General features: G+C 72.0%; 15 protein-coding genes. 2 read left to right on the top strand and 13 right to left on the bottom strand.

Translation table 11 applies throughout. The annotated features are described in order from the left end of the window. Positions 1–104: 104 nt before the first annotated feature. From ilvE to MXD62_RS07680, 3 genes are all read right to left on the bottom strand, one after another. Positions 105–1,028 carry a branched-chain-amino-acid transaminase gene (gene ilvE, locus MXD62_RS07690; RefSeq protein ID WP_248828724.1) on the bottom strand — a complete coding sequence of 308 codons (924 nt, stop codon included), beginning with the start codon at positions 1,026–1,028 and terminating at the stop codon, positions 105–107. 390 nt (positions 1,029–1,418) lie between these two features. Beyond that, the gene (locus tag MXD62_RS07685) at positions 1,419–2,447 is read right to left on the bottom strand and encodes a 3-isopropylmalate dehydrogenase (RefSeq protein WP_248828723.1); all 1,029 of its coding nucleotides are present in this window, start codon (positions 2,445–2,447) and stop codon (positions 1,419–1,421) included. Positions 2,448–2,585: 138 nt separating this feature from the next. Then, positions 2,586–2,879 (bottom strand): hypothetical protein, encoded by a 294-nt coding sequence (locus MXD62_RS07680; RefSeq protein ID WP_248828722.1) that lies wholly within the window; start codon positions 2,877–2,879, stop codon positions 2,586–2,588. 5 nt (positions 2,880–2,884) lie between these two features. Between MXD62_RS07680 and MXD62_RS07675 the strand changes: the two genes are divergently transcribed. Together MXD62_RS07675 and MXD62_RS07670 are read left to right on the top strand one after the other, a co-directional pair. Continuing rightward, positions 2,885–4,243 carry an EAL domain-containing protein gene (locus MXD62_RS07675; RefSeq protein WP_248828721.1) on the top strand — a complete coding sequence of 453 codons (1,359 nt, stop codon included), beginning with the start codon at positions 2,885–2,887 and terminating at the stop codon, positions 4,241–4,243. Next, on the top strand, positions 4,240–4,539 hold the full coding sequence (locus MXD62_RS07670) for a DUF1059 domain-containing protein (protein WP_248828720.1): 300 nt from the start codon (positions 4,240–4,242) through the stop codon (positions 4,537–4,539). Before MXD62_RS07675 ends, MXD62_RS07670 begins: the two co-directional genes overlap by 4 nt. Before the next feature lie 84 nt (positions 4,540–4,623). Here MXD62_RS07670 and leuA read toward each other — a convergent pair whose 3' ends face one another. From leuA to MXD62_RS07620, 10 genes are all read right to left on the bottom strand, one after another. Then, on the bottom strand, positions 4,624–6,294 hold the full coding sequence (gene leuA / locus MXD62_RS07665; protein WP_248828719.1) for a 2-isopropylmalate synthase: 1,671 nt from the start codon (positions 6,292–6,294) through the stop codon (positions 4,624–4,626). Positions 6,295–6,534: 240 nt separating this feature from the next. Beyond that, positions 6,535–7,428, bottom strand: a complete 894-nt coding sequence (locus MXD62_RS07660) for a septum formation family protein (protein WP_248828718.1) — start codon at positions 7,426–7,428, stop codon at positions 6,535–6,537. 139 nt (positions 7,429–7,567) lie between these two features. After that, the gene (gene serA / locus MXD62_RS07655; RefSeq protein WP_248828717.1) at positions 7,568–9,157 is read right to left on the bottom strand and encodes a phosphoglycerate dehydrogenase; all 1,590 of its coding nucleotides are present in this window, start codon (positions 9,155–9,157) and stop codon (positions 7,568–7,570) included. Between the two features lie 244 nt (positions 9,158–9,401). Next, positions 9,402–10,397: a ketol-acid reductoisomerase gene (gene ilvC, locus MXD62_RS07650; RefSeq protein WP_248828716.1), complete on the bottom strand. Its 996-nt coding sequence runs from the start codon at positions 10,395–10,397 to the stop codon at positions 9,402–9,404. A gap of 46 nt (positions 10,398–10,443) precedes the next feature. Beyond that, positions 10,444–10,968 carry an acetolactate synthase small subunit gene (gene ilvN, locus MXD62_RS07645; protein WP_020458728.1) on the bottom strand — a complete coding sequence of 175 codons (525 nt, stop codon included), beginning with the start codon at positions 10,966–10,968 and terminating at the stop codon, positions 10,444–10,446. Beyond that, the gene (locus MXD62_RS07640; protein ID WP_285223988.1) at positions 10,965–12,935 is read right to left on the bottom strand and encodes an acetolactate synthase large subunit; all 1,971 of its coding nucleotides are present in this window, start codon (positions 12,933–12,935) and stop codon (positions 10,965–10,967) included. The genes ilvN and MXD62_RS07640 overlap by 4 nt, the downstream gene beginning before the upstream one ends. A 290-nt stretch (positions 12,936–13,225) precedes the next feature. After that, entirely contained in the window at positions 13,226–15,076 is a 1,851-nt protein-coding gene (locus tag MXD62_RS07635; protein WP_248828714.1) for a penicillin-binding transpeptidase domain-containing protein, read from the bottom strand. Between the two features lie 204 nt (positions 15,077–15,280). Further along, positions 15,281–16,237 carry a metallophosphoesterase gene (locus MXD62_RS07630; protein WP_248828713.1) on the bottom strand — a complete coding sequence of 319 codons (957 nt, stop codon included), beginning with the start codon at positions 16,235–16,237 and terminating at the stop codon, positions 15,281–15,283. Positions 16,238–16,335: 98 nt separating this feature from the next. Next, a complete protein-coding gene (gene gatB, locus MXD62_RS07625) occupies positions 16,336–17,853 on the bottom strand; it encodes an Asp-tRNA(Asn)/Glu-tRNA(Gln) amidotransferase subunit GatB (protein ID WP_248828712.1) in 1,518 nt (505 codons plus the stop codon). After that, positions 17,850–18,098 carry a hypothetical protein gene (locus MXD62_RS07620; RefSeq protein WP_248828711.1) on the bottom strand — a complete coding sequence of 83 codons (249 nt, stop codon included), beginning with the start codon at positions 18,096–18,098 and terminating at the stop codon, positions 17,850–17,852. The genes gatB and MXD62_RS07620 overlap by 4 nt, the downstream gene beginning before the upstream one ends. Positions 18,099–18,116 lie beyond the last annotated feature (18 nt).

Below are 18,116 nucleotides of genomic sequence, written 5' to 3'. Positions count from 1 at the left end.
CTCGTGAAACGACTACTGGAGACGGTAGGCGTCCAAGGTCGGGTTGGCCAGGGCACACGCGGCGGCAGCGTGGTCACGCAGTCGGCTCGCCGCCGGGCGGGACGTCAGCCGACGAGCTCGTTCCAGTCCTTGTAGCGGTCGACCTCGCCGTGGGTGGCCTGGTGGAAGATGTCGAGGATCTCCCGGGTGACCGGGCCGGGCCGGCCCGTGCCGACCCGCCGGTCGTCCACCTCGGAGATGGGAACGATCTCGGCCGCGGTACCGGTGAAGAACGCCTCGTCGGCGAGGTAGAGGTCGGTGCGCACGATGTGCTGCTCGCGCACCTCGTAGCCCTGGTCCGCGGCGATCTGCATGACGGAGGCGCGGGTGATGCCGCCGAGCGGCCCGTCGCTGAGCGGCGGGGTGATCACCTGCCGGCCGGAGACGATGAAGACGTTCTCGCCGGAGCCGTCAGCGATGTGGCCGTTCGGGCTGGTCATGATCGCCTCGTCGTAACCGGCCTTGATCGCGGCGACCTTGGCGAGCGACGAGTTGAGGTACTGGCCGGACGCCTTCGCGGCCGGCGGGATGATGTTCGAGTCGTTGCGGCGCCAGGTCGAGATGGTCGCCCGAGCCCCGTTGCGCTCGGCGTCCTCGCCCAGGTAGGAGCCCCAGGGCCAGACCGCGATCATGACCTCGATCGAGGACGGGAGCGGATTGAGGCCCATCTCGCCGTACCCGAGGTAGATCAGGGGCCGGATGTAGCACTCCTCGACGTTGTTCACCGCGATGGTGTCCTTCGTCGCCTGGACGAGCTCCTCCGGCGTGAAGGTCGGCTCCATCAGGTAGATCTTCGCGCTGCGGTACAGGCGGGCGATGTGGTCGGTCAGCCGGAAGACCGCACTGCCGACGGGCGTCGAGTAGGCGCGGATGCCCTCGAACACGCCCCAGCCGTAGTGCAGGGTCGGGTTGAGCACGTGGATGCGGGCGTCGTCCCAGTCGACGAACTCGCCGCTCATCCAGATCTTCGAGGTGGGCGTGATGGCCATGATGACTCCAGGACGGGCTACGTCAGGGGGACGTGCGGGCTGGCGAGCACCACGGGCACGAGCGCCGCGGTACTCGAACGCTGTCACTGACCGGCGCTCGCCTGCGCTGTCGCCCACCGGCGCCGTGACGAACGGCTCCGTGCCGAACGATCAGAGAAGCGCCGAACGATCAGCGAACAAACGGTCAGAGAGGACGAAACCGCCGATCGTCGCCGTGGTCGGGCCCTGTCGGCTGCCGTCGTACCGGATCTACGGCTTCACCGAAGAATAGCCGCCGGATGACCGGACGGAAAACGAACGACGAATCGGCGGGGACACACCGGGCTCTCCCCCGGCTCGCCGGCCGCGCGGTCGTTCCCGCTCGCGCGGCCGGTCGGGGTGGGGCCCGACTCAGCCCGCGGCGCGGGCGGCCAGGTCGTCGCCGATCTCGCGGGTGGAGCGGCGGGCACCGCCGGCCGCGGCGCGGGCGGCCAGCGACGCGGCCACCGCGCCCTCCACCCGGGCCGCCTCGTCGGCGTGGCCGAGGTGGTCCAGCAGCATCGCGACCGAGGCGACCGTCGCGGTCGGGTCCGCCAGCCCCTGGCCGGCGATGTCGGGAGCGCTGCCGTGGACCGGCTCGAACATGCTCGGGTTCGCGCCCGAGGGGTCGAGGTTCCCGCTGGCGGCGAGCCCGATGCCGCCGGTGATCGCGGCGCCGATGTCGGTCAGGATGTCGCCGAACATGTTGTCGGTGACCACCACGTCGAACCGGGCCGGGTTGGTCACGAAGAACATCGAGGCGGCGTCCACGTGCTGGTAGTCGACGCTGACGCCGGGGAACTCCGCGCCGACCTCGGCGGCCGTGCGGGCCCACAGGTCGCCCGCCTTGGTGAGCACGTTGGTCTTGTGCACCAGGGTGAGGTGGGCGCGGGGGCGCCGGCTCGCCCGCGCGAAGGCGTCACGCACGACCCGCTCGACCCCGAAGCGCGTGTTCAGGCTCTCCTCGGTCGCCACCTCCTGTGGCGTCCCGCGCCGCAGCGTGCCGCCGGCGCCGGCGTAGGGGCCCTCCGTCCCCTCCCGCACCACGATCATGTCGATGGCGGGGTCACCGGCGAGCGGTGAGGTCACTCCGGGGTACAGCCGGACCGGCCGGAGGTTGACGTGGTGGTCCAGCTCGAACCGCAGCCGCAGCAGCAGCCCGCGTTCCAGGACGCCGCTGGGCACCCCGGGGTCGCCGACGGCTCCGAGCAGGATCGCGTCGTGCCCGCGCAGCTCCGCCAGGACGCTGTCGGGCAGGGTCTCGCCGGTCTCGTGCCAGCGCCGCGCGCCCAGGTCGTAGTCGGTGGTCTCCACTTTGGGATGCACGGCACGTAGCACGCGCAGCCCCTCCGCGACCACTTCCGGGCCGATTCCGTCGCCACCAATGACCGCAAGCCTCATGGGGCTCGACTTTAGTCCGCCCGGCGTGGACGTCCGGCGCGCCCGCCCCGGGCGCGACCAGGCCGGACGGGCGCCCGGTCGCGCCCGCCGGGGAACAGCCCGCGGGCTGCCCCGAGGCAGCCCGGGGCGGCCCCCGGGTCACCGGCGACGGATCGCGCCACCCCGGCCGTCGCCGGTCGTCATTCCACTGAACCAGGAGACGACATACGAGGACACATCGCGCGTTGACGTAAGCGGCAGCAGACAAAGACGCCGCCACATCAACCAGACCACAATCGCCCTGGCCACGATAAATGCGCAGCAGACAAAATTCGGACCACGCACTCGAACGGCACCACAACTCACGCCACCAACCGTGCCCAGAGCGTTGAAAAAGTGATAAGAAATCAACAACATCGACGATGCGGCGTGCGGCGACACGAGGGGGTGCACGGCGCATGGTTCCTCAACAGTCGACCATCAGGCGCCCGGCCGAGGCCGGTCCACCGGGGGCGCGCGAACCCGCCGGTCAGGGTCAGGTGGACGAGGCGGGCGGAGCCCGCCCCGCGGACGGACGCCGCCAGGTTCCCGGCCTGCCCACGCGGCCGGATCTCGACGGCATCCTGGCCGACCCCGACGCGCCGTCCCTTGTCTTCCAGCCAATCGTGGACCTGCGCCGCGGCGTCACGGCCGGCTACGAGGCCCTGGCACGCTTCGGCCCGGACCCACGCAACGCGCCCCATCTCGTGTTCGGCGAGGCGGACCGCCGCGGCTGCGCGGCCGAGCTCGAGGCCCGGGTCCTGCGCCGGGCGCTCGCCGCCCGCGACCATCTTCCCGACCGTTGTTTTCTCGCCGTCAACGTGTTACCGCATCTTCTTTCCTCCCCCGAGGTCGAGGCGGCCTGGCGGGGCGCCGATCTCTCCCGCATCGTTCTCGAGCTGAACGAGGCCGTCGACATCGAGCGCGCGACCGGTCTGACGGCGACCTCGCAGGAGCTGCGGGACCACGGCGCGTTCCTCGCCATGGACGATGTCGGTTCGGGATATGCCGGCCTGCGCCAGCTCACCCACATCCGGCCCGATTTCGTGAAACTCGACGCGTCACTGGTCTCGAACATCGACGACGACCAGGTGAAGATCGCACTCACCGAGCTGGTCGGCGGGTTCGCCAGCCGCCTCAACGGCTGGGTCATCGCCGAGGGTGTGGAGCGCGTCCAGGAGCTGACCATGCTGGTCGCCCTCGGCGTCCCCCTCGGGCAGGGTTTCCTGCTCGGACGGCCGTCCGCCCGCTGGCAGGAGCTCGACCCGGCCGTGGCCAGGCGGATCAGGCTGCTCTCCGCGCGCTCCGACCGTTCCTCGCGCATCGTGAGCCTGATGGAGCCGGTCCGGATCTCGACCGGCGACTACGGGCGCTGCGGCCAGGTCCCGGGCTGCCCGCCCTGCGTGCACTCGCCCGCACCGGGCGACGACGCCGGCTCGCCGTCCCCGGGCGGACGTCCCGAGGAACACGCCGAAGAACACGAAACGCTCAGGGGCGACGGTTCCGGTGGCGGGACTGCCATCATCGTCAGCAACCGATGCCGGCCGGTCGCCGTGCGGCTGGCCGGCGGCGCGGGTGGGCGGGAGCCGCAGCGGATTCCCACGTCGCTGTTCGCGCTCCCGGACGAGCCCGTCACGGAGGTCGCCCGCCGGGCGATGACCCGGCCCGCCGGTTGCCGGTTCGACCCGGTGATAATCGTGACCGAGATGGGACGGCCTCTCGGCCTGGTACGGATGGAGCGCCTGATGCTGCGTCTAGCGGATCTGTCGGCCGCATGAGGCGGAACCGATTCTGGACGGCGCAGGCGCTGATGGGCCCGCGCCCCGCCGGAGACCCGGGCGCGCGGGTGCGCGAGGTGAGCATCGCGCGGCCGCCCGCCATGAAGGAGTTCTACTGCGGGGCGATCATCCCCGGCTGCGAGGCCCGGTTCGTCGCCGGCACCGAGGACGAGCTCCTCGGCGCGGTCAACACCCACGCCCGGGTCGACCACTCGATGGCCGACGTTCCCGCCGAGCTGGTCGACCAGGTCCGGCAGGGCATCAGGAACGCCGAGCCGGCCTCCCTCAACGACTGATCACGGCACTGGCCGCGGCGCAGGTCGTGGCCGGTGCGGACGACGGCACGGCATCCCGCCCGCCCACCCGCACCGGCCGGATACTCAGCTCTCCCGGGACGCCCGGTTCACGGCGCTGACGACCGCGCGCAGCGAGGCGGTGACGATGTTGGGGTCGATCCCGACCCCCCACAGCACCGTCTCCCCCACCGCGACCTCCAGGTAGGCCGCGGCACGGGCGTCCGCGCCCGAACCCAGCGCGTGCTCGTTGTAGTCGAGGACGCGCACCGGCACACCCCGTTCGGACAGCGCGGCCACGAACGCGTCGATCGGGCCGTTGCCGCTGCCCGTGATGACCGTCTCCGTGCCGTCCAGGCGTACCGAGACGGTCACCTCGTCCCGTGCGCCGCTCGCCGCGGTCGTCCGTGATCCGAGCAGTTCCAGCGATGCCGCCGGGTCCCCGCCCTCCGGCCGGTACTCCCGGGTGAAGATCTCCCAGAGCTGGCCGGCCGTGACCTCGCCACCGGCGTCGTCGGTGTGCTTCTGGACCACGCCCGAGAACTCGATCTGCAGCCGGCGGGGCAGGTCCAGCGCGTACTCCGACTTCATCAGGTACGCCACGCCACCCTTGCCCGACTGGCTGTTCACCCGGATGACGGCCTCGTACGAGCGGCCGACGTCCTTCGGGTCGATCGGCAGGTAGGGGACCTCCCACAGCGTCTGGCCGGTCCGCTCCATCGCCTCGAAGCCCTTCTTGATGGCGTCCTGGTGGGAGCCGGAGAAGGCCGTGTAGACGAGGTCGCCGCCGTAGGGGTGGCGCGGGTGCACGGGCAGCTGGTTGCAGTACTCCACGGTGCGGCGCACGCCGTCGATGTCGGAGAGGTCGATCATCGGATCGATGCCCTGGGAGAACAGGTTCATCCCCAGGGTGACCAGGCAGACGTTGCCGGTACGCTCGCCGTTGCCGAACAGGCAGCCCTCCACCCGGTCGGCGCCGGCCATGACGCCCAGCTCCGCCGCGGCGACCGCGCAGCCCCGGTCGTTGTGCGGGTGCAGCGACAGCACGACCGAGTCCCGGCGGCTCAGGTTGCGGCTCATCCACTCGATCTGGTCGGCGTACACGTTCGGCGTCGACATCTCGACCGTGGCGGGCAGGTTCAGCACGACGGGGTTGTCCGGGGTGGGCGCCCAGACGTCCATCACCGCCTCGCAGACCTCGAGCGCGTACTCCAGCTCGGTCCCGGTGAACGACTCGGGGCTGTACTGCCAGCGGACGTCCGTCCCCTCCAGCAACTTCTCCGCGTACTGGGCGCACCAGCGGGCGCCCTGCACCGCGATGTCGGTGACGCCGGCCCGGTCCAGGCCGAACACGACCCGGCGCTGCAGGGTGGACGTCGAGTTGTACAGGTGGATCAGGGCGCGGCGGGAGCCGACCAGCGAGGTGACGGTGCGCTCGATCAGCTCCTCGCGGGCCTGGGTCAGCACCTGGATCGTCACGTCGTCGGGGATCAGGTCATCCTCGATCAGCTGACGGACGAAGTCGAAGTCGGTCTGGCTCGCCGCCGGGAAGCCGACCTCGATCTCCTTGTAGCCCATCGCGACCAGCAGCTCGAACAGCTGCATCTTGCGCGACGGCGTCATGGGGTCGATCAGGGCCTGGTTGCCGTCCCGCAGGTCGACGCTGCACCAGCGCGGGGCCTCGGTGATCGTGGCGTTGGGCCAGGTGCGGTCCGGCAGCGCGACCGCCGGGAACGGGCGGTACTTCTCAATGGGCATGCCGGACGGTTGCTGCGGTGTGATCACTGCTCCTGCTTCCTCGGAAGAGCCGGCGGTTATCCCCCCGCCGAGCGGGACCCGGCGCTGACGCACGAGAACTCCGCGGCGGGGAAGCCAGCCATCTGTCCGGCTCGGATCAGCCGGATCGGATCAGGCCCCGCCGCGGCACCTAAGAAGAAGCAGCGCACGCATCACGGTGGCAGTTTACCGGATCGCCCAGCCCACCCGCCGGCCCAGCGGTCAGCTCCGGACGGCGCCAGCCACCACGAACCGCCCCGAGCGCGCGGCGAGATCATCCGAGCGGATGGTGCAGACCACGGCTCGCACCCCCCGCTCCCAGCTCGCCTCGTCCGGCCGCACCGACCCGACGACCTGGTGCGGGGCCACGTCGAGGGCGCCGACGTACTCGCGCATCGACCCGGCGCAGACGTCCCGCGCCGTGGTGCGCAGGACCTCGACGCCGGGCCAGTCGGCGAAGCGGCCGCCGAGATCGACGATCTTCGTGACCTCGTCGACGTGCGGGGCCGCACAGTCGACGCGGACCGGCGTGACCGGAGACACGGACCGGGCCGACCAGGCCATGCAGTCACCCTTGCGGATCGCGGCGAACAGCCCGGGCGCCAGGTCGAAGCCCCCCGGCACCCCGACCGCGGGGTCGACGGTGAGCGGAACCGAGCTGGCCGAGAACCCGACACCACCCCCGCCCCCGCTCCCACCGCCGGTGGCCGCGGCGCCGTCGGCGAACTCACCCACGCTGCTCGCCGACGCCGGCCCGCCGACGGGGGTGCTGACCTGCGAGACCGGCAGCGGTTCCGTCGCCACCGGTGTGCCGCGGCCCGCGGTCTGGCGCAGCGCCACGACCGTCAGGCTGATCATGCCGACGGCGAGCGTGACAACCGCCAGCACCCGGGTGAGCCGCCTCGTCCGCGGCGCCGGGCGTGGCGGCGCGACGAACAGCCGGTGGACGAATCCCTGCAGGCCACGGGGCGCGGGCACCACCTGGCACCGTGTCCCGTGGGCCCGAGCAACCTGACCGGCCCGCTCGCGGGCCGATGGCTCGAGAAACCGGGCCGACCGGACGAAGCGCTCGTCGAGCCGAAGGTCCTCGAACGGATCCGGGTGCCGTGCCGCCATGCCTGTCACGGTAACGCGAGCAAGCGCGTGAGAGCGCCGCTTCCCGCTAAAGATCACCCACACCGGGCCGAGTCGTCACGACCCCGGTCAAGTACGGAGAATCCCGCCGTACAGGCGCCCTACCTGCGCCGGTGCGCGCTCAGCTCGCGGAGATGCTCACCGCGCGGGCGTACGACGCACCGATGATCTTGGCGATCTCGGCCAGGATGTCGGGCGCCACCGCGTCGTCCAGGGACAGCGACATGAGGGCCTCGCCACCGGCGCTGAGCCGGCTGACCTGAGCGTTGGCGATGTTGATGTGGGCCTCGCCCAGCAGCGCGCCGACAGCCCCGACGATGCCGGGACGATCCTCGTAACGGAAGAACGCCAGGTGGTCCTCGGGACGCAGGTCGACCTCGAACCCGTCGATCGCGGTGATCTTCTCGACCTGGCGGGAGCCGACGAGCGTCCCGCTGACCGACACCGCCGTCCCGTCGGGCAGGACGCCGCGCACCGTGACGAGGTTGCGGTAGTCCGGGCTCTCCTCGGAGGTCTCCAGCGCCACGTCGACGCCACGCTCCTTGGCGATCAGCGGCGCGTTCACGTAGGTGACCTGCTCCTCGACGATGTCGATGAAGACACCCTTGAGGACGGCGAGCTGCAGCACCGACACGTCGTGCGCGGCGCTCTCGCCGCGCACCTCGACGGTGATCGCGGCGGCCACGCCCGCGGCCAGCCCGGAGAAGAGCTGACCCAGCTTCTCCGCCAGCGGCAGACCGGGCCGCACGTCCTCGGCCACGACCCCGCCGGCCTGCACGTTCACCGCGTCCGGGACGAACTCGCCACTGAGCGCGAGGCGCACCGAACGGGCCACGGCCAGACCGGCCTTGTCCTGCGCCTCCTGCGTCGAGGCGCCCAGGTGCGGGGTGACGACGACGTTCTCCAGCCCGAACAGCGGCGAGGAGGTGGTCGGCTCCTTGACGTACACGTCGAGCCCGACACCGCCGACCCGGCCGGACCGGACCGCGTCGGCCAGGGCGCCCTCGTCGACCAGGCCGCCGCGCGCCGCGTTGACGATGATCACGCCCGGCTTCACCCGGGCCAGCTCGTCGGCCCCGATGAGCCCCAGCGTCTCGGGTGTCTTCGGCAGGTGGATCGTGATGACGTCGCTGGACGTGAGCAGCTCGTCGAGGTCCACCAGGCGCACACCGAGCTGCGAGGCGCGGGCGACGGAGACGTAGGGGTCGTAGGCCAGGACCTTCATGCCGAAGGCCGCCAGCCGCTGCGCGACCAGGACACCGATGCGGCCGAGGCCGACGACGCCCGCGGTCTTCTCCGTCAGCTCCACGCCGACGTACTTCGAGCGCTTCCACTCACCGCCGACGAGCGACTCATGGGCGGCCGGGACCCGGCGGGCGACCGCGAGCAGCAGTGCGATGGCGTGCTCGGCGGCACTGACGATGTTCGACTGCGGCGCGTTCACCACCATGACGCCGCGGTTGGTGGCGGCGGGGACGTCGACATTGTCGAGCCCGATCCCTGCGCGGGCCACGACCTTCAGCCGCGGGGCGGCCGCGAGCGCCTCGGCGTCGATCTTCGTTGCCGAGCGGATGAGGACCGCGTCGACGTCCGCCAGCGCCGGTAGCAGGGCGGATCGGTCGGCCCCGTCCACATGACGGATCTCGAAGTCCCCGGACAGGACCTCCAGCCCGGCCGGTGAGAGTTCCTCGGCGACGAGTACGACGGGCACGGTCTGCTCCTAGCACGCTCGTCGCCGGCCACCGCTGAGGAGGACGCAGCGGCGTGGACGCGCTGCGCCGCAGCCCGGGCGGACGACGACGATGTCGAATCGGTGGGCGGTTCGGTGCGGGTACAGCCTACAGACGGAGCTCGGCACGTTCGGGCGCCGCGACGGGTGTGCCCGCTCTCACCTGCGGCGGGCGCGGGCACACGTCGACGGGCCGGGCAGCACGTGCCGCCCGGCCCGGCTCGCCTCAGTCCTTCGCGATCCAGGACATCATCGGGCGGAGCTTGCCACCGACCTGCTCGATCGGGTGCTGCTTGCCCTCCTCGACGAGCTTGGTGAAGGTGGCCCGGCCCGCGTCGTCCTCGGCGACCCACTCGCGGGCGAACGTCCCGTCCTGGATCTCGTCGAGGATCTTGCGCATCTCGGCCTTGACCGCCGGGGTGATCACCCGCGGGCCGCGGGTGACGTCGCCGTACTCGGCGGTGTCCGAGATGGAGTAGCGCATCTGCGAGATGCCGCCCTCGTACATGAGGTCGACGATCAGCTTCAGCTCGTGCAGGCACTCGAAGTACGCGACCTCGGGGGTGTAGCCCGCCTCGACCAGCGTCTCGAAGCCGGCCTGGACCAGCGCGCTGGCGCCGCCGCAGAGCACCGCCTGCTCGCCGAACAGGTCGGTCTCGGTCTCCTCGGTGAAGGTCGTGCGCAGCGCGCCGGCCCGGGTGCCGCCGATGCCCTTCGCGTAGGCGAGCGCGATGTCGAGCGCCTTGCCGGTGGCGTCGGCCTCGACGGCGACGAGCACCGGTACGCCCTTGCCCTCGACGAACACCCGGCGGACGAGGTGACCCGGGCCCTTGGGGGCGACCATGAAGACGTCGACGCCGGCCGGCGGCTCGATGAGGCCGTACCGGATGTTGAACCCGTGCCCGAACGCCAGCGCCTTGCCGGGGGTGAGGTGCGGCGCGATCGACTCGGCGTAGATCTTGCGGTGGGTCGTGTCCGGCGTGAGGATCATGATGATGTCGGCCTCGGCGGACGCCTCCGCCGGGGTCACCACCCGCAGGCCCTGCTCCTGCGCCTTGGCCCGGCTGGTGCTCGTCTCCGGCAGCCCGACGCGGACGTCGACCCCGCTGTCGCGCAGGTTCAGCGCGTGCGCGTGCCCCTGGCTGCCGAAGCCGATCACGGCGACCTTGCGGTCGGCCAGGTTGTCGAGGTTGGCGTCGTCGTCGTAGTAGATCTCGACCATCGCTGCTGCATCTCTCCTAGTGGGAAATGAAATGTGGGGGTGGGAGTCAGGCCGAGCGCTCGACGGCGCGCAGACTGCGGTCGGTGATCGACCGCGACCCGCGGCCGAGCGCGACCATGCCGGACTGGACCAGCTCGCGGATCCCGAAGGGCTCCAGCATGCGGATCAGCGCGTCCAGCTTGTCACGGGTACCGGTGGCCTCGATCGTGACCGCGTCGGGGGCGACGTCGACGACCTTCGCCCGGAAGAGCTGCACGGTCTCGAGCACCTGGGAGCGGACCGAGAGGTCGGCCCGCACCTTGACCAGCATCAGCTCGCGCTGCACGGAGACGGCCGTGTCCATCTCCACGATCTTCAGCACGTTCACCAGCTTGTTGAGCTGCTTGGTGACCTGCTCCAGCGGCAGGTCCTCCACCGCGACGACGATCGTCATCCGGGAGACGTCCGCGTGCTCGGTCGGCCCGACGGCGAGCGACTCGATGTTGAAGCCGCGCCGGGAGAACAGGCCGGACACCCGGGCCAGGACGCCGGGCTTGTTCTCGACGAGCACCGAGAGAGTGTGCCGGGTCACAGGTTGACCTCCGCGTCGCCGGAGTAGTCGAAGTCGGGGGCGATGTCGCGGGCGACGCGGATCTCGTCGTTGCTCGAGCCGGCGGCCACCATCGGCCACACCATCGCGTCGGGGTGGACCACGAAGTCGACCACGACCGGGGCGTCGTCGATGCTCATCGCCTTCTCGATCGTGGCGTCCACGTCCGCGGGCGACTCACAGCGCAGGCCGACGCAGCCCAGGGCCTCGGCGAGGCGCACGAAGTCGGGGACCCGGGTCACCCCGGTGCGCGCCGACACCGGGTGGGTGCCCAGGTCGGTGTTCGAGTAGCGCTTGTCGTAGAAGAGCGTCTGCCACTGCCGGACCATGCCCAGCGAACCGTTGTTGATGACCGCGACCTTGATCGGGATGCCCTCCAGGGCGCAGGTGGCGAGCTCCTGGTTGGTCATCTGGAAGCAGCCGTCGCCGTCGATCGCCCACACGGTGGCCTCCGGGCGGCCGACCTTGGCGCCCATCGCGGCCGGCACGGCGTAGCCCATGGTGCCGGCGCCGCCGGAGTTCAGCCAGGTGTAGGGGTGCTCGTAGGAGATGAACTGGGCGGCCCACATCTGGTGCTGCCCCACCCCGGCCGCGAAAACGGTCTCCGGGCCGGCGATCCGGCCGATCCGCTCGATGACCTGCTGCGGGGCGAGCGAGCCGTCGGCGGGCTGGTCGTAGCCGAGCGGGTAGGTCTTGCGCCACCTGTCCAGCGACCGCCACCAGCCCTCGAGGTCGGGGCGCTCCTCGGTGCGCAGTGCCGCGGTCAGGTCGACGATGACCTCCCGGCAGTCGCCCACGATCGGCACGTCGGCGATCCGGTTCTTGCCGATCTCGGCCGGGTCGATGTCGGCGTGGATGACGGCCGCGCCGGGCGCGAACGACGACAGCTTGCCGGTGACCCGGTCGTCGAACCTGGCCCCCAGGGTGATCAGCAGGTCGGCCTTCTGCATCGCGGTGACCGCCGCGACGGAGCCGTGCATCCCGGGCATGCCCAGGTGCTGCGGGTGGGAGTCGGGGAACGCGCCGCGCGCCATCAGCGTGGTGACCACCGGGATGCCGGTGAGCTCGGCGAGCACCCGCAGCTCGGCGGCGGCACGGGCCTTCAGCACCCCACCGCCCACGTAGAGCACCGGCCGGCGCGCCGCACTGATCATCTTGGCCGCCTCGCGGACCTGCTTGGCGTGCGGCCGGGTGACCGGGCGGTAGCCGGGCAGGTCGAGCGTGGGCGGCCACACCTCGTGCGGCAGGACCGACGTGACCGCCTGCAGGATGTCCTTCGGCAGGTCGACCAGCACCGGGCCCGGGCGCCCCGTCGAGGCGATGTGGAACGCCTCGGCGATCGTGCGCGGGATGTCGTCCGCCGACTGCACCAGGAAGTTGTGCTTGGTGATCGGCAGCGTGATGCCGCAGATGTCGGCTTCCTGGAAGGCGTCGGTGCCGATGGCCGCGCTCGGCACCTGCCCGGTGATGGCGACGATGGGCACCGAGTCCATGTAGGCGTCCGCGATCGGTGTCACGAGGTTCGTCGCGCCCGGCCCGGACGTCGCCATGCAGACCCCGACACGCCCGATGGCCTGGGCATACCCCTCGGCGGCGTGCCCGGCGCCCTGCTCGTGCCGGACGAGCACGTGCCGGACCCGGGTGGAGTCGAACAGCGGATCGTAGGCGGGCAGGATCGCCCCGCCCGGAATGCCGAAGACCACGTCGGCACCGACCGCCTCGAGCGAGTGGACGAGCGACTGCGCTCCGGTGATCTGTCTGGTCTCTCTGGTCATCTGTCGTCTTCCTTGACGGGGCCGGCGAGGTGCGGACGGGACGTCGTTCACGGACGGGTCCACGGACGGCGACGGTTGGTCGCCGTGCGCGGCGTTGCCGCCGTGCCCGTGTCCGGGAACGGCGTCACGCGGGGCCGGGGTCTGAGCCGGACACGAAAAAACCCCTCGTGCCATGGGCACTGAGGGGCGGCGCGGGTGGTCGGAGACCGGTCTGGTCCGACTACACGCGCTCCGAACGTACGAGAATGCCGAGCAGCATGCGGACAACCATCCCCGACATCCGCCACCGCGTCAAGCACCACGTCGCGTCCGGAGAGACAGACCACAACACCGACACCGCGACCGACAGCACGACGACAGTCGCCGCGCCGCCCGCCAGGACGCCGGACAAGCATGCGCCACCCCGCCGGCGACGGCCATGTGATCGTGGTCCGGTCGATGCCGGCGGAGTGGCAGGGAACCGATCAGCCGGCCGCGGCGGGCGGGCCGCCGACCTGGCCGCCGTCGAGGGCGGTGTAGAACGCCGACACCACCGGCGCGGCCGACTCGGCGCCGAACCCGCCGTCCTCGATCACCACCGCGACGGCGACGTCGCCGCGGTAGGCGACGAACCAGCCGTGCGTGGGCGGCGGGTTGCCGTCGGCGTACTCGGCCGTGCCCGTCTTGCCGTGGACGTCGCCGGGCATCGGGACGCCGGCCGCGGTCCCCTCGGTGACCACCGCGCGCATGAAGTCCCGCAGCGGCCCCAGTGCCTCGGCCGGGAGGGGGTTGCTGCGCGGGGACTCTCCGACGACGAACGGCTGGTGCCAGGTGCCGCTGGCCACCGCCGCGGCGACGCTCGCCATCTGCAGCGGCGACGCGGCCACCCGCCCCTGCCCGATCGAGGCGGACGCCGACTCGACGGCGTCGCGCGGGGTCGGGAACGAGCCGCCCACGCTGGCGATCGGCAACGGCTCGGAGCTGTCGAACCCGTAGAGCTTCGCGGCCCGCTCGAGCGCGTCGTCGGGCAGCGACTGCTCGAGCCGGATGAAGGCGGTGTTGCAGCTCTTGGCGAAGACCGTCCGCAGCGGGATGGCCCCGAACTGCTCCGCCTCGGCGTTCTGGAACTCGCGCCCGCCGACGCTCACCGTCTGCGTACAGTCGATCATGGTGTCGGCGACCTTGCCACTCATCAGCGCCGCGGTAGCCGTCACGATCTTGAAGGTGGAGCCCGGCGGGTAGGAGCCGCGCACCGCCCGGCCGTAGCCGTTGAGCGGGTGGTTCACCGCCGCCAGCACCCCGCCGGTACGGGTGTCGATCGCGACGAGGGCCCCGTTGGGGCGCGACGCGGTCCCCAGCGCCGCCTCCCCCGCGCGCTGGACGTCCAGGTTGATGGTGGTGCGGATCTCCTCGCCGTTGCTGCTCGGGTAGGTCTTGAGGGTCTCGACGGTCTCGTTGCCGTCGGTGCGCACCACCACCGAGCCGCCCTGCGGCCGCAGCCTGGCGTCGTACACCCGCTGCAGGCCGGACGCCGGATCGACCCGGCCGACGAGGTTCCCGGCGAGCTCGGGGCTGCCGTCCAGCGGCCGCCCGTTGACGTCGAGCAGGGCGCCGCGCTCGCCGGTGGACGCGGCGCGGTCGAGGCGCAGGCCGGGCTTGAGGGACGGGTGCACCGAGGACGGCCGGGCCCGCACCTTCCACTGCCCGCCGCCGGTGTCGACGAGGGCCAGCTCACCCACGTAGGCCAGCGGCTCGGCGAAACCGGCGAGCGTCAGCTTCGCGGTGTACGGGACGGTCGCGGTCGAGCCCGGCCGGGTCAGCTCACCGGAGACGAACTCGGCCCCGGTCACCGAGAGCCGGTCACGCATGTCACCCATCAGCCCGACGAGGGCACCAACCGCGACGTCGCCCTCGGTGCTGAGGGCCGTCACGGCGGCGCCCGCCCGTTCCCGGGCCTGCCCGGCCGGTGCCTGCCCGGCCGGTGCCTGCCCGGCCGGTGCCTGCCCGGCCGAGGCTGTCGGCGCGGCCGAGGCCGGCGCGCCCGAGGCGGGTGCGGTCGCGCCCGCGGCGCCGCCGGCGGGGTCGCCCGCCGCCGGTTCCTCGGCGGCCGGCGCGGTCGTCAGCGTCTTCCAGGCGTCCAGGTAGGCGAGGGCGACCGCGGCCACCCGGCGGTCCGCCTCGCGCGCGTCGGAGCGGGACTTCAGCCAGTAGGCCACCCCGCCACCGACCGCCAGCAGGACCACGACGAGCGCGACGATGAGTGCGTTGCGCCGGCCGCGGCCCCGGCCACGGCGGCGTGACGTGGACGGGCTGAACCCAGTCGGAGTGAGAGGCACGACGGCTCGCCTCCCCCCTCGCTCGGAGAACCGTCTGACAGGACCACACGGCCCGAGCCACACCCTACGAACGGCTAACCCGCTCCGCATCCGACGCGCCGTCGTTCGTCGGCAAGCCGACACGCGGATGCACCGATGGTGGCAACACAGAGGACCACGGCGACCGATCGGACGTCCGGCCTAATCCGTTATCTAATTCGTCGTCTAACTCGTTCGATCCGCTGACAGCCCGGACCGGATCGCCGCCACGGCGGACTCGTCCCGGGGCGCCCCCCACGGGGGCACCGGTTCGCCCGTCGGCGCCGGCAGGATCTGGCGCAGCACCGGCCGGCGGGCCGGCCAGGCCCGCCATTCGCGCGGGTAGCCGACCGAGACCTCCTCGAACCGGACCCCGTCGTACCAGGTCGTCCGCGGTATGTGCAGGTGCCCGTAGACCACGGCGGCGACGTTGTAGCGGGTGTGCCAGTCCGCGGTCAGCTCGGTGCCGCACCACTGGGCGAACACCGGGTAGCGCAGGATCCTGGTCGGCTCCCGCACCAGCGGGAAGTGGTTCACGAGAACGAGCGGGACGTCGCGCGGGCACGCGTCGAGCCGCCGCCGGGTCAGCTCGACCCGGGCCCGGCACCAGTCGTCCCGGGTCGGGTACGGGTCGGGGAAGAGGACCGACTCGTCCGAGCACACGATGCCGGCCTCGTAGGCGGCGGCGAGCGCCTCCTGCTTGGTCGAGGTGCCCTCGGGCCGGAACGTGTAGTCGTAGAGCAGGAACATCGGCACGATGCGGGCCGGGCCGCCCTGACCCGTCCACAGCGGGTAGGGGTCCTCCGGGGTGAGCACGCCGAGCCCGGCGCACAGGTCGACCAGGCGCCGGTAGCGCGCCTCGCCGCGCAGCGACGTCTGGTCCCGCCCCAGCGTCCACAGCTCGTGGTTGCCCGGTACCCACACGACCTGCGCGAAGCGGTCGGCGAGCAGCCGCAGCGCCCATTCGACGTCCTCGTAGAGCTCCCCGACGTCGCCGACGACGAGCAGCCAGTCGTCGGGTCGCCCCGGGCGCATCGCCTCGACGATCGCCCGGTTGTCGGGATGGCGGACGTGGATGTCGCTGGTGGCGAGCAGCCGCCCCTGTGTGGTCGCCGGCAGCCGGCCCGGCGTGGTCGCTTGCATCACTGACGATCGTCGCACACCGGCCGGCCCGGGCCCGGAGCGAGAACGGAACCAGTGATGTGGCCCACGTCGCCGCCCCGGACGCCGCCCCGGATGTGTCAGGAGGCCTCGAGGCGCTCCAGCAGCAGGCGGCGGACGGCCGCGGCGTCGGCCTGGCCGCGCATCGCCTTCATGACCGCGCCGACCAGCGGACCGACGGCGTTCACCTTGCCGCCGCGCACCTTCTCGGCGATGTCGGGCGCGCCGGCGATCGCCGTGTCGACCGCGTCGCGCAGCGCCGAGTCATCGGAGACCACGGCCAGGCCACGGGTGGCGATGACCTCGTCGGCGGAGCCGTCACCCGCGAGCACCCCGTCGACGACCTTGCGCCCGAGCGCGTCGGTGAGCTGCCCGCTCGCGACCAGCTCGCAGATGCGCGCCACGTCGGCCGGGCCGATCGCCAGCTCGCGCGGCTCGACCCCGGCGTCGGCCGCGCGCCGGGCGAGCTCGTTGAGCCACCACTTGCGGGCCGCGGGCGGGCTGGCCCCGGCGGCCACCGTCGCCTCGACCAGGTCGAGCACCCCGGCGTTGCGCATCTCCTGGATGTCGCGCACCGTGTACCCGTGCTCGGCGATGAGCCGGACGCGCCGCTGCGCCGGCAGCTCCGGCACCACCGCGCGAACGGCCTCGATGTACTCGTGCGTGAGCGCGAGCGGCGTCAGGTCCGGCTCGGGGAAGTACCGGTAGTCGGTCGCCTCCTCCTTGGACCGGCCCGACGACGTCCGCCCGGAGGCCTCGTCGAAGTGCCGGGTCTCCTGCACGACCCGGTCGCCCGCGTCCAGCAGCGCGGCCTGCCGGACGATCTCGAACCGCACCGCGCGCTCGACCGAGCGCAGCGAGTTCAGGTTCTTCGTCTCCGACCGGGTGCCGAACGGCGCGTCGGGCTCACCGGGCGCGGGCCGCAGACGCAGCGAGACGTTCGCGTCGCAGCGCAGCGAGCCCTGGTCCATCCGGACGTCCGAGACGGCCAGCGCGCGGCACAGCTCACGCAGCTCGTCGACGTAGGCGCGGGCGACCTCCGGCGAGCGGATGTCGGGCTCGGTGACGATCTCGACCAGCGGGATGCCGGCACGGTTGTAGTCGACCAGCGAGTGGGTCGCGCCGTGGATCCGACCGGTCGCCCCGCCGACGTGCAGGGACTTGCCGGTGTCCTCCTCCATGTGCACCCGGGTGATCCCGACCCGGTGGATCTCGCCCTCGACCTCGACGTCGAGCCAGCCGTTCGAGCACAGTGGCTCGTCGTACTGGCTGATCTGGAAGTTCTTCGGCATGTCCGGGTAGAAGTAGTTCTTCCTGGCGAACCGGCACCAGGACGCGATCGAACAGTTCAGCGCCAGCCCGATCAGCGTCGCGAAACGCACCGCGGCCTCGTTGACCACGGGCAGCGCGCCGGGCAGGCCCAGGCAGACCGGGCACACCTGGGTGTTCGGCTCCGCACCGAAGGCGGTCGCGCACCCGCAGAACATCTTGGACGCGGTGCCGAGCTCGACGTGGGTCTCCAGCCCGATCACCGACTCGTACCGGGCGGTGGCGTCCTCGTAGGACGGGGTGGCGATGACGGGAGCCGATGTGCTCACCGGGATGACTCCTCTTCGATGCCGTCGACGCCGTCTCCCTCACCCGCGGCGGGCGGGCGCGGAGCGGAGCGGGTGTCACGGACGTGGACGTAACTCAGCGCGATCGCGGCGGGCAGCCCGATGATCCCCCAGACCAGCAGGATCGGGCTCAGCGTCAGGCCGCCGAGGACGAGCACCAGGAGCGTGAGCCCCCAGACGACCATCAGCAGTGCGCGGTCCTGCCGGCCGCTGCGCAGCCCGACCATGTCCCTCCTCGTCCTTAC

Origin of the sequence: Frankia sp. Mgl5 (assembly GCF_023242985.1) — a bacterium.
In the GTDB taxonomy this organism is placed as follows: domain Bacteria; phylum Actinomycetota; class Actinomycetes; order Frankiales; family Frankiaceae; genus Parafrankia; species Parafrankia soli.
Note: the sequence above shows the minus strand (reverse complement) of the source record. Positions and strands in the feature narration are given on the sequence as shown.

Excerpts from the sequence above, each read along its gene's own strand:
- MXD62_RS07630 (WP_248828713.1), bottom strand. The coding sequence starts at position 16,237 with ATGCAAGCGACCACGCCGGGCCGGCTGCCGGCGACCACACAGGGGCGG.
- MXD62_RS07660 (WP_248828718.1), bottom strand. The coding sequence starts at position 7,428 with ATGGCGGCACGGCACCCGGATCCGTTCGAGGACCTTCGGCTCGACGAG.
- MXD62_RS07685 (WP_248828723.1), bottom strand. The coding sequence starts at position 2,447 with ATGAGGCTTGCGGTCATTGGTGGCGACGGAATCGGCCCGGAAGTGGTC.
- leuA (WP_248828719.1), bottom strand. The coding sequence starts at position 6,294 with ATGCCCATTGAGAAGTACCGCCCGTTCCCGGCGGTCGCGCTGCCGGAC.
- ilvE (WP_248828724.1), bottom strand. The coding sequence starts at position 1,028 with ATGGCCATCACGCCCACCTCGAAGATCTGGATGAGCGGCGAGTTCGTC.
- MXD62_RS07620 (WP_248828711.1), bottom strand. The coding sequence starts at position 18,098 with ATGGTCGGGCTGCGCAGCGGCCGGCAGGACCGCGCACTGCTGATGGTC.
- MXD62_RS07675 (WP_248828721.1), top strand. The coding sequence starts at position 2,885 with ATGGTTCCTCAACAGTCGACCATCAGGCGCCCGGCCGAGGCCGGTCCA.
- MXD62_RS07640 (WP_285223988.1), bottom strand. The coding sequence starts at position 12,935 with ATGGCACGAGGGGTTTTTTCGTGTCCGGCTCAGACCCCGGCCCCGCGT.
- ilvC (WP_248828716.1), bottom strand. The coding sequence starts at position 10,397 with ATGGTCGAGATCTACTACGACGACGACGCCAACCTCGACAACCTGGCC.
- MXD62_RS07670 (WP_248828720.1), top strand. The coding sequence starts at position 4,240 with ATGAGGCGGAACCGATTCTGGACGGCGCAGGCGCTGATGGGCCCGCGC.